The following is a 7900-nucleotide window of genomic DNA, read 5'->3' on the forward strand; positions in this document are numbered from 1 at the left end:
CATCATGGAAGTTGTTGTATAATGCTGTGCCATTAAATAGGTGATTCACTCGATTCAACACTTTGCAAAAGTAACAATATTGAAATTAAATTTTCGACAATCAGTGCTAATAATTTAATTGAAAAATTAATTGTAAAATATTTTTTTTTACAATAAATTATTAGCGCTGCAAAAATAATGTTAACATATTGATATTTTTTAAAATAGTGAACTAAACTATACATAAAATTAACTTAGGAATAATTTAGTGAAGTATTTTCGTTGGTTTCTTAAACTTCTTATCATTGGTATTTTATCGGGCGCTGTTATTATTTTTGCCGGATATTTCTACTATTCCAAAAATTTACCGGATGTGACTCGTTTAAAAGATGTACGATTACAAACACCGATGCAAGTTTTAAGCAGCGAGGGAGAACTTATTGCAACCTTTGGTGAGTACCGTCGGCTTCCACTTAAATATGAAGATATCCCCCCTGTTGTTATCAATGCCATTATTGCAACTGAAGATTCACGTTTTTATGAACACTTTGGTATTGATCCCATCGGCATTTTGCGCGCAATGTATATTGGTTTAAAAAATCATAAGTTTTCCCAGGGTGGCAGTACCATTACACAGCAAGTTGCCAAGAACTTTTTCTTAACCCCTGAACGAAGTGTTGGCCGCAAAATTAGAGAAATAATTTTAGCTATTCGTATGGAAAAAGAGTTGTCGAAAGAAGAAATCATCGCATTATATTTAAACATGATTAATTTCGGCTCTCGAGCATATGGTATTGGCTCGGCAGCATACACTTTTTATGGTAAACAAGCGAAAGATCTTACCTTAAGCGAAGCTGCTTTATTAGCTGGTTTACCTAACGCACCTTCTGCTTATAATCCAATCTCTTATCCTGAAAAAGCCTTATCTCGTCGTAATTGGGTATTACATCGAATGTTAAATCAACAATTTATTACCCAAGAACAATATGATGAGGCTATCAGTGAGCCACTTAATGTCGGTTATTATGTGCCGAAAATAGCTTTTTCCGCACCTTATGTTGCCGAAATGGCCAGACAGTTTATGTATGATAAATTTGGGGATAGTGCTTACACTGATGGTTATAAAGTTTACACCACTATTTCGAAAAATAATCAAATAGCCGCGAATAATGCAATGCATGAGCAAATTATCAATTATGATATGCGGCATGGCTATCGTGGACCAGAAAAAACATTATGGCAACCAGCAGAAAAAGCTTGGAATAACACGGAAATCGCAGCTGCTTTAACCAATTATTCATGCTATCAGGAAATTTGCCCAGCAGTGGTGACTGAATCAAATACCGAACAGGCTAAAGCTATCTTGAATGATGGTAAGACCGTTACCATCAATTTTGACGGTGTGAAATGGGCTAGACCTTTTATTAGCGACAATCAACAAGGTGCCTTACCCACTACCGTATCGTCTGTGATTAAAACTGGTCAACTAATCTGGGTTAAACAGCAAAATGATATTTGGATGCTATCACAAATTCCGGTTATCAATGGAGCAATAGTATCAATAGATCCTGAAAATGGTGCAATTAAAGCGTTGATCGGTGGCTTTGATTATAATATCAGCAAGTTCAATCGCGCAACACAAGCTATTCGGCAAATTGGTTCCACCATTAAACCGTTTATTTATTCAGCTGCATTAGATAAAGGTTTAACACTGGCAACCGTTATCAATGATGCACCAATCATGCGTAGTAATGCAGGAAGCGAAGTATGGCGACCAAAAAACTCACCGGCAATCTATGCTGGTCCACTACGTCTAAGAATTGGGCTAAGTATGTCAAAAAATGTCATGATGGTGAGAACACTCCGTGCGATCGGCGTCGATTATGCAGCAAAGTATCTGGAACGGTTCGGTTTTCCGCATGATAACATATCGCGTAATGAGTCATTAGCTCTAGGTTCTGCCTCATTCACGCCTTTACAAGTTGCTCGTGCATACTCGGTTATCGCCAATGGTGGCTATTTAATTACGCCTTATTTAATTAATAAAATTGAATATAGTGAAGGGGATTTGATTTATCAGCATCAACCTGAGATTGCATGTAAAGATTGTTTGATTGAATCATCTTACAAAAATGAAAATGCTGAAACAGCAAATTTAGACAATGTTGAAAAAGTTGCACAATCAAACGAACAAGAAGAGCCAGAGCAAGAAAAATTACGAGCAGAAGACAATATGTTATTACCAAGGGCTGATATTCCATTTAGACAACTCATTAATCCAGATGGAACCGTTAATGTTGATAAAACAACCATATCTAAGCAAGATGAGCCTACTTATGCGCCTCATGTTATTAGTAATGAAGTTGCTTTCTTAATTAAAGATGCACTTAAATCAACGGTTTGGGGAGATCGAGATAATCAGTGGCGCGGTACAGCTTCACGTTCTCGTTCACTAGGACGACATGACATTGGTGGTAAAACCGGCACAACCAATTTATCGAAAGATGTTTGGTTTGCAGGGTTTGCTCCCCATTTAATGACCACTGTTTGGTTAGGTTTTGATGATCACCGTCGCGAACTTGGTCGAGCAAGACAAAATATTTACAATGATAAAGCACCAACTACTGGAGAAGCAGGCGGTAATCTTGCTAATCCAATCTGGAATAATTATATGCAACAAATTTTAAAAGATGTTCCAGAAGAATCTGAAATTAAACCGGCTTCAATTATTAGTGTTTTAATTGATAAAAAAACAGGTTTACTTGCACCACAACCAAATAGTCATTCTATACCAGAATATTTTATTGAAGGCACCGAACCAACTAAGTATGCAACTAAAGAAGTGGGAACCAAAGTCACTGATGAACAAGGTGTTACTTCGGAATTATTTTAATTTAATATTGAACATGAGAATTATTAATGAATGGATTCATTAGAGTCATCGGTGGTAAATGGCGAGGACGTAAACTACCCGTTTTGGATAGTAATGGTTTACGTCCTACAACTGATCGCGTTAAAGAAACATTGTTTAACTGGTTAATGCCAGTCTTACAAAATGCAAGGTGTTTAGATTGCTATAGTGGCAGTGGTTCTTTAGGGTTTGAAACACTATCGCGTGGAGCTCAACATACGGTATTGTTGGAAAAAAATCCTACTGTAACTAATCAATTGAAAAAAAATAGTCAATTATTAAAAACCGATAATATCGAAATTCATCTTACTGATACGTTAAATTGGTTAAACAGACCAGCAATACAGAAGTTTGATTTGGTGTTTATCGATCCCCCTTTTCATCATAATTTAGCTGAAGCAACAGTAGCATTATTGGAAAATAATGGTTGGTTAAAAGCAGGTGCTTATATTTATATTGAAACTGAATTACAAAATAATAAATTATTTCAGCATATTCCATCCAACTGGCACTTACATCGTGAAAAAATTGCCGGACAAGTTTATTCTCGTTTATTTATAAGAGCGGACGCATAATGTTTATTTATATTGGTAAAACAGTTTATCTGTGTATTTGGTTATTTTTATTATTTAACTTCATCCATCCTTACCCTGCTCCTGCTGACATGTTAGCTTATATAGCTTTTGTCACGTTTTTTATATTGCATGGATTACAGGCTTGGTTACTTAATTCAACGTTGTCACGTCAAGAGAAACAACAACACCATTTCCGAGTACTTAAACTTTTTATCTTTGGCTTTATTGAAGCAATGAGTTGGAAAAAAAACAAGCATAAATAAAAAAATGCTTGCAAACGAATTATTTTTTTGTATAATGTAGCCCGTTCCAGTTTAGAACAAGCCGCATGCGGGAATAGCTCAGTTGGTAGAGCGCAACCTTGCCAAGGTTGAGGTCGCGAGTTCGAACCTCGTTTCCCGCTCCAATATTACGTTTAAACACTTCTCTATATGTCTTTAATTAATTGATGAATCGAGCATTTTACGTTTTATCTGTCTTTAGAGATTTTTTATTAATATCGAACATCTAAGGCAAAATGAATACAAAATAAGGCACGCAATTTTTATACTTTATTTTGTTATCTTCCTGCACAGTACATACCTATTCTTACATTTCTTCGATTTAACTATCTCGTATTGTCGTTCCGACTATTCAGAATAATGGAGGTTGACCTTTCCCCCCAAATAAATACCAGAACTTAAATGAGATTTCCATTAGAATTAAGCAAACAAGGCGATCTCATTATGAAAAAATGATTCACTGAAGAACAAATCATTAAAGCAATTAAGCGCTATGAAGCAGGAGTCAAGGTTGATGACTTATGTCGAGAGTTAGGCATTTCAGCGGGTACATTTTATCATTGGCGTAGTAAATATGCCGGGCTTGAAGTGAATAAAGCTAAGCGATTGAAAGAGCTTAAATTAGAAAATAATAAATTAAAAAAGCTCCTTGCTGAAAGAATGCTAGCAGTAGAAGCGATGAAAGATGTGTTACCAAAAAAGTGGTGATTGTTGCAAAACGGCGACGGATTACAACACATCTAATTGATAAATTTAAATTAACCGAGTGTAGAGCGTGTTATTTGTCTAATTTGAATCGCAGTGTCTATCACTTTAAGCCCAAAGCAAAGTCAGATGAAGGACTAAGAGCTCGTTTAAAAGAGCTGGCTAGTCAGCATCCAAAGTATGGTTATTTAATGTTAAGCAGCTTATTAAAATCAGAGGGCCTAGTCAAAAATAAAAAGCAAACTTATCGGTTATATTGTGAAGAAAAACTGCCAGTTAGAACCAAAAAGAACGGTAAAATTCATCGTCAAAGAGTGCCATTATTATTACCATCAAATGTAAATGAACGATGGTCGATGGATTTTGTATCTGTTCAGCTTGCTAGCCATCGCTGATTCAGGGTATTGAATGTGGTAGATGATTTTTCGCGGGAGTTAATAGGTCAACTAATTTCAATCAACGGTCAGCAAGTGGCAAGATTTCTAAACCAGTTAATAGAAATAAGGAATAAACCTCAATATATTACTTGCGATAATGGCAGTAAGTTTACAAGCAAAGCTCTGTTTTTTTGGGCTAAAGAAACAGACAAAACGTTAAATTTTATTCGACCAGGAAAACCGACGCAAAATGCCTTTGTTGAAAGTTTAAATGGTAAATTCAGAAATGAATGCCTAAATCAGCATTGGTTTAGGAGCCTAGCTGAAGCACGTTATGAAATTGAGAAATGGCGCAAACATTACAACTATGTTCGACCTCATAGTGCATTATACTATTTGTCACCTATTGAATATGCCAAACAAGTGGCTTAGCATGAATAATCTCATTTAAGCATTGGTACTGTTATTGGGGAATGGTCAGAATAAAGAATTATATTATAAGATTACTAATTTTTTTCGAAGGAAGAAAATAAAATATTTAGAGATAATCCTTGCCAGATAAAGAAATAGATGATGCATAGGAAGAGCTTCATGTCAAATTCAGTCAGTATTATATAGATTTTTTAAAGAAATTTGGTGGGAGCTATGTTGGTGTACCATCAGATGGATTTAATAATTTTGAGATGTTATCTAACCAAACAGTAGTAGATATTACTAAAGAATTCAGAGAAAGCTATAGGATAGGGTCATAATTCATGAAAAAAATATTATTAATTTCAGCTTACTTAATTAGTATTTCTTGCTACGGACAAGAAAAGTTAGAATGTCATGAAAAAATAAATAAACAATTATTTACAGAATCAAGAGATACTGTCATGGAAAAATTTAATATAGAGGAATTTAATAAACACCAAAAAAATGGCAGTTGGACATTTAAAAAAAATAATGAAAAATATTTTTTAACAAAACTACAAGATGAATATTGGGTGGAAATCTCAACAAAACATAATCCTTTTATTCTAAAATGTAATTATTATTCAAATGGAAATATAAAATTAAAAGGTTTAATATTTCATGGCAACGCTTTTACTAAAGGGGTTGTAGTTGATTATGATAAAGAAGGAAATATTATTAAACAAACAGATTATGATGCTCCCTATAAAAGTTTTCCGTGGGAAAAAGTAAAACTTTGGTTAGAAAATAGAAAGGTCGATTTGTTGGATCCTTTTACTCGAGTATGGAGAGAAAATGAAAACAATCGGCCAATTTGGTATTTGAGCTGGGATACAAAAGAACAGGACAAATATGGAAATAAAATTATTCAAGATGTAGAATTAGATGGAGAAAAAGGCAAAGTGCTTAAAGAAACTACCCATACATTTGAAGAATAAATTCCTGAATAATATAAAGATAAATCAGTTAGAGGGAAAAATAATCATAAAGAAATATCCGAAGTTAACAAAACCTATAAAGGATAAGACTGAATTCGGAAAGAAAGGAAGAATTAGAAGAAAAGCTATACGAAGGATATTCTCGAAAGCATAATCTTTCACCGGCAAAAAATGATAAAAAAGACGACCCCATCCTAGATTTTGCGTATTTGCCAGTTAGAGGTGACGAGTCATTCTGTCACCAAATTCGATAATAATATCCGTAAAAACAAATATGAACTATTCAGAATTTAAAGAAAACCTAAAAAAAATAACTAAAGCAACTTTTTTAAAGTGTGCTAAAAACTTAAAACCAGAAGAAATCTGCGGATTTGGTATATATACCGATGAGTCGGTTATGAGCATGTCAATTTGTTGTAACACCATAACCCATTTAAAAGATTTACAGCAAGAGGAAAAGGGCAATGATGAATACTTCAAATGGAGTATTAATGAATGGCAATATGAAATGATAAATGAAATACACGTTGCAAAAATAAATGAAGAACTATTAAATGAACATAGAAAAATATCTGATAAGCAAAGATTATTTGAAAAACATAAAGATAAAATCTTAAACATTGCAGTAGAAGTTTTGCAGGAACTAAAACAGGAATCACTATTTAAAAATTTAAACAGAGAATTTGTATTAATGTTTGGTATTAGTGATTTTGATGACAAAGAAATTGAAAAAGCTATTGCGCAAAGACTAAATGATGCAACTCAATTTATGCAATTTAAAAATTGGCTAGATTCAGAAGAATAGAAGCAAATAATATGGCTTAGAAAAAATAATAAGCAAAAAAGTTATTCAGTTCTAAAAATATAAATAAAAAAACAAAGAAATTTATTAAGCAACTCACGGGCAAATACGCCTGCTCAACAGTTATCACACATAGCGAACAACATGTCGAAGTTCTTGCAAGAAGAGAAAACGAATTACCAGAAAAGATGATATGAGAAGTAGCCAAACACACAGAAAAATTTTCAAAGAAGTTTTAAACTACGAGACTAAAAAAAGCTGCCATAATAAGAGATATATCAGGCAAACGATATAAATATAACAGATAAAGGAGGTTGGCTATGGTAGTCAAGTATTTAGGATTTTTTTTGCAGAAAATAAAAGATCAAACAAGTTCAGTAAGCAGATGGGACTCATGGAATAAAACCAAATTTAGAAATAAAGTAGAAAAAGGCCAGCTCACTTCCGAAGAAGTTGCTAAATATAACCACGAGCATTTATTGGGATATGAGTTTTGCATATTACAGTCCGAACAATCACTTTACCCCGATTGTTACGTTACCATCGTGCCAAGAAATAAACATGTTGGCGTTAATTTTATCGATAATGACGGTCGTGAGTATCTAACTTATCTTTTTCATGAAGTAAAAGAAGATCGAACGTTATTTCTACAAGAAGTTTGGTTTTATCAATTTATCCCTGGAAACAGCAGCGAAGACCAAGAGTACCGGATCCACTTTGTATTTGATCAGGACGGAACCTATGCAGCCCGAAAATATATCGATTCTAAGAGGAAATACGAAGATTACGAAGGCAATCAAACACTGGACTTTTCCGGCTTATACGAAAAATATCCCGAATTTGGACAATACCAAGGCATCATCCAACTTGAACGCCCAG

The 7900-nt window shown here is 34.0% G+C and carries 6 protein-coding genes, 1 tRNA gene and 1 pseudogene; all 8 read left to right on the top strand.

Going from position 1 to position 7900, the window contains the following annotated elements; all coding sequences use genetic code 11:
• Positions 1-247 precede the first annotated feature (247 nt).
• Entirely contained in the window at positions 248-2872 is a 2625-nt protein-coding gene (locus FcAc13_RS08565) for a transglycosylase domain-containing protein (protein ID WP_187755805.1), read from the top strand.
• 26 nt (positions 2873-2898) lie between these two features.
• The gene (gene rsmD / locus FcAc13_RS08570) at positions 2899-3465 is read left to right on the top strand and encodes a 16S rRNA (guanine(966)-N(2))-methyltransferase RsmD (protein ID WP_187755806.1); all 567 of its coding nucleotides are present in this window, start codon (positions 2899-2901) and stop codon (positions 3463-3465) included.
• On the top strand, positions 3465-3728 hold the full coding sequence (locus FcAc13_RS08575) for a DUF1145 domain-containing protein (RefSeq protein WP_187755807.1): 264 nt from the start codon (positions 3465-3467) through the stop codon (positions 3726-3728). Before rsmD ends, FcAc13_RS08575 begins: the two co-directional genes overlap by 1 nt.
• Positions 3729-3795: 67 nt before the next feature.
• A tRNA-Gly gene (locus FcAc13_RS08580) sits at positions 3796-3871 on the top strand.
• Between the two features lie 346 nt (positions 3872-4217).
• Positions 4218-5260: pseudogene (locus FcAc13_RS08585) on the top strand (IS3 family transposase).
• Between the two features lie 323 nt (positions 5261-5583).
• The gene (locus FcAc13_RS08590) at positions 5584-6219 is read left to right on the top strand and encodes a hypothetical protein (RefSeq protein WP_187755808.1); all 636 of its coding nucleotides are present in this window, start codon (positions 5584-5586) and stop codon (positions 6217-6219) included.
• 274 nt (positions 6220-6493) lie between these two features.
• Complete coding sequence (locus FcAc13_RS08595; RefSeq protein WP_187755809.1) at positions 6494-7024, top strand: DUF4303 domain-containing protein; 531 nt, start codon at positions 6494-6496, stop codon at positions 7022-7024.
• A 317-nt stretch (positions 7025-7341) separates the two neighbouring features.
• A partial coding sequence (locus FcAc13_RS08600) for a hypothetical protein (RefSeq protein ID WP_187755810.1) occupies positions 7342-7900 on the top strand: 559 nt, incomplete at its 3' end.

Origin of the sequence: Frischella japonica, assembly GCF_014489845.1 — a bacterium.
Lineage (GTDB): Bacteria > Pseudomonadota > Gammaproteobacteria > Enterobacterales > Orbaceae > Frischella > Frischella japonica.